This is a genomic window from Cereibacter changlensis JA139, from assembly GCF_003034985.1.
In the GTDB taxonomy this organism is placed as follows: Bacteria; Pseudomonadota; Alphaproteobacteria; order Rhodobacterales; family Rhodobacteraceae; genus Cereibacter; species Cereibacter changlensis.
Map to the genome: position 1 here is coordinate 1 of NZ_PZKG01000263.1, position 2,685 is coordinate 2,685.

1 protein-coding gene, 1 pseudogene and 1 riboswitch are annotated in these 2,685 nt (G+C 70.2%); the gene and the pseudogene both read right to left on the reverse strand.

Features of this window, described 5'->3' with window-relative positions; genetic code table 11:
* Window positions 1-551 (reverse strand): annotated as a pseudogene (locus C5F48_RS22945) (phosphomethylpyrimidine synthase ThiC); the annotation flags it as partial.
* A gap of 85 nt (window positions 552-636) precedes the next feature.
* Window positions 637-756, reverse strand: a riboswitch (TPP riboswitch).
* A 103-nt stretch (window positions 757-859) separates the two neighbouring features.
* The gene (locus C5F48_RS22950; RefSeq protein ID WP_107666021.1) at window positions 860-2,467 is read right to left on the reverse strand and encodes a GMC family oxidoreductase; all 1,608 of its coding nucleotides are present in this window, start codon (window positions 2,465-2,467) and stop codon (window positions 860-862) included.
* Window positions 2,468-2,685 lie beyond the last annotated feature (218 nt).

Here is a 2,685-nt window from a genome sequence, read left to right on the forward strand (position 1 = left end):
CCGCGCGCCACCTCGTCGCGCACGAATTCCGCCGTGACGAAATCGGGGATGGCGGCGCCGAAGCTCTCGCCGTCACGCGCGAGCTTGTCCTTCAGCATCTCGCGGCCGAGGTTTTCGCGGATGGCGACGAACTCCATCTCTGGCGTGACGATACCGGCCCGCGCATAGGCGATCTGGGTGACGGCCTTGCCGCCGATGGCGCGGCGCGGCCGATGACTCAGCGGAAATTTGGGCGTCAGCCGGTCGGCGGAGACGAAACCGTTATCCGCGGGCTGCAGGTCGCGGCCGTCATAGGCCTCCGTGTCGCCGAGCGCCGCGATCCAGGTTTCGCGCAGGCGCGGCAGTCCGCGTCCGATGGCGATGCCGGCGGTGGGGTCGGCATAGGGGCCGGAGGGATCATAGACCGTCACTGCCGGCTCACCGGCGCTCGGATGCACCGATATCTCGCGCATCGGGACCCGGATCTGCGGGTGGATGACGCCCGATCTGTAGACCTTTGCCGATGCAGGCATCGGACCGGTGGTGACCGTGGGGGATGTCGTCGTCGTCATGTCAGGCTCCTCGCATGGCAAGCGTTGGAGACCCAGCACGGGCTGGAAGGGGGAATGAGCGCCCGACAAGGCGGCGGCCAAAGCCGCCAGGGCACCCGCACCGTCCCTACGCCAGTGTGAACTGGATCAGGTTCATAGGGTCCCTGCGCTGCCTTTCGGCTCAGCAGTATCTCAGCCCCTTGTCGGGACACCCCTGGTGAGAAGGCCATCCTGATGAGCCGGGTAGGCGTTGTCAACGCTGCTTCCACGGTCGGTGGAGCGCGCAGGTCATGCAACGACATGATGCAGCCGCCAGCCGCACGCGCGGCCTACCGCCCCTCCGCGTCCTCGAGCACCATCTCCGCGCCTTTCTGCGCTATCATCATGACGGCCGCCTGGGTGTTGCCCGAGACCATCTCCGGCATGACCGAGGCGTCGATCACGCGCAGGCCGGCGAGCCCGTGCAGCCGGAGGCGCGGGTCGACGACGGCCGCCGCGTCGACGCCCATGCGGCAGGTTCCGGCGGCGTGGTAAATCGTCTGGCCATTCTGCCGCGCGAAGCAGAGCCAGTCCTCGTCGCTTCGGCAACCCGCGCCGGGGCTCGTCTCCTGCAGGCGGAAGCGGTCCATCGGCGCCTGTCCGATCACCGCCCGTCCGATCTTCATGCCTTCGACCATCACCCGGCGATCCTCGGCCGCAGCGAGGAAATTCGGCCGGATCGCCGGCTGCTCCCCCGGATCCGGCGAGCGCAGGTGGATCGTGCCGCGCGACTGCGGGCGAAGCTGGGTCACGCCCAGCGTCATGCCGGGCTTGCGGTCCAGCTTGCGCTCGGCCGCGTTGGCGTAGCTGGCGTGCATGAAGAAGAACTGCACGTCCGGTCCTTCCAGCCCGGCGCGGGTGCGGGCGAAGCCGTGCGCCAGACCGGTGCCGAAGGTCAGCACTCCCGTGCGGAAGGCGGCGTATTGCGCGGCGGCCAGCAGAAGCCGCCAGCCGCGGGTCTGTTCGTTGAGCGTCTCGGGGCGGCTGACCCGCCAGTTCAGCCGTGTGCAGAAATGGTCGAGATAGTTCTCGCCCACCCCAGGCAGCGCATGGCGCAGAGGCACGCCGGCGGCGCGGAGCACCTCCGGATTGCCGATGCCCGAGAGCTCCAGCAGTTGCGGCGACTGGATCGCCCCGGCGGCCAGGATCACCTCTGCCCGGGCGCGGATCGTCAGCGCCTGGGTCCCGCGTCTTGCGGTGACCCCCGTCACCCGCCCCGGCGCAAGGCTGAGCCCGGTCACCAGAACGCCGGTCATGATCCGCAGGTTAGGCCGACGACGCGCGGGCTCCAACCAGGCCGAAGCCGCGCTGATCCGGCGTCCGCGGCGCTGGTTCACCTGGTAATAGCCGAAGCCGTCCTGCTTGGCGCCGTTGTAGTCGGGATTGCGCGCATGGCCTGCGGCCTCCGCCGCGGCGATGAAGGCCTCGGCGATCGGCGGGCGTTCGGCGACCTCGGTGACCGGCAGCGGCCCATTCCGTCCGCGCAGCCCATCGGGGTCGTCGCCGTCCCACCTCTCCAGCCCGCGGAACACCGGCAGCACATCGTCCCAGCCCCAGCCGCTGCAGCCGAGTTGGGCCCAGCGGTTGAAATCCTGCGCCTGTCCCCTGACATAGATCATGCCGTTGATCAGGGTCGAGCCGCCGAGCCCCTTGCCGCGCGGCACCGCGATCACCCGGTTGCCGGTCGCCGCTTCTGCCTCGGTGCGGAAGTTCCAGTTGTAGCGGGGGTTGGTGAGCAGCTTGTAGAAGCCCGCCGGAATGTGGATCCAAGGGCTGCGCGCCTCGCCGCCCGCCTCGAGCAGCAGCACCGAATGCCGCCCGCTCTCGCTCAGCCGGTTGGCGAGGATGCAGCCCGCGGTGCCGCCGCCGACGATCACGTAGTCGTATTCCTCGGTCATCGGCCGCTCCGCTCAGGCCGGGGCCGCGCCGCGACCCGGCGCGGCGGCTCCGGCGGGGCAGGGCGCGGGGCCCTTGGCGGCGCGGTCACCGGATCGCTCCCATGTGCCGCGCCATCAGCGAGATCTGGCATTCCAGCATCGGCAGGCCGGGCTGGATCCGGCAGCCCGCCGTCTGGGCCGCCAGCAGCAGCGGCGTCATCGCCGGCTGCATGATCGCC

Coding starts and splice junctions, on each gene's coding strand:
- C5F48_RS22950 (WP_107666021.1), bottom strand. CDS start 2,467: ATGACCGAGGAATACGACTACGTGATCGTCGGCGGCGGCACCGCGGGC.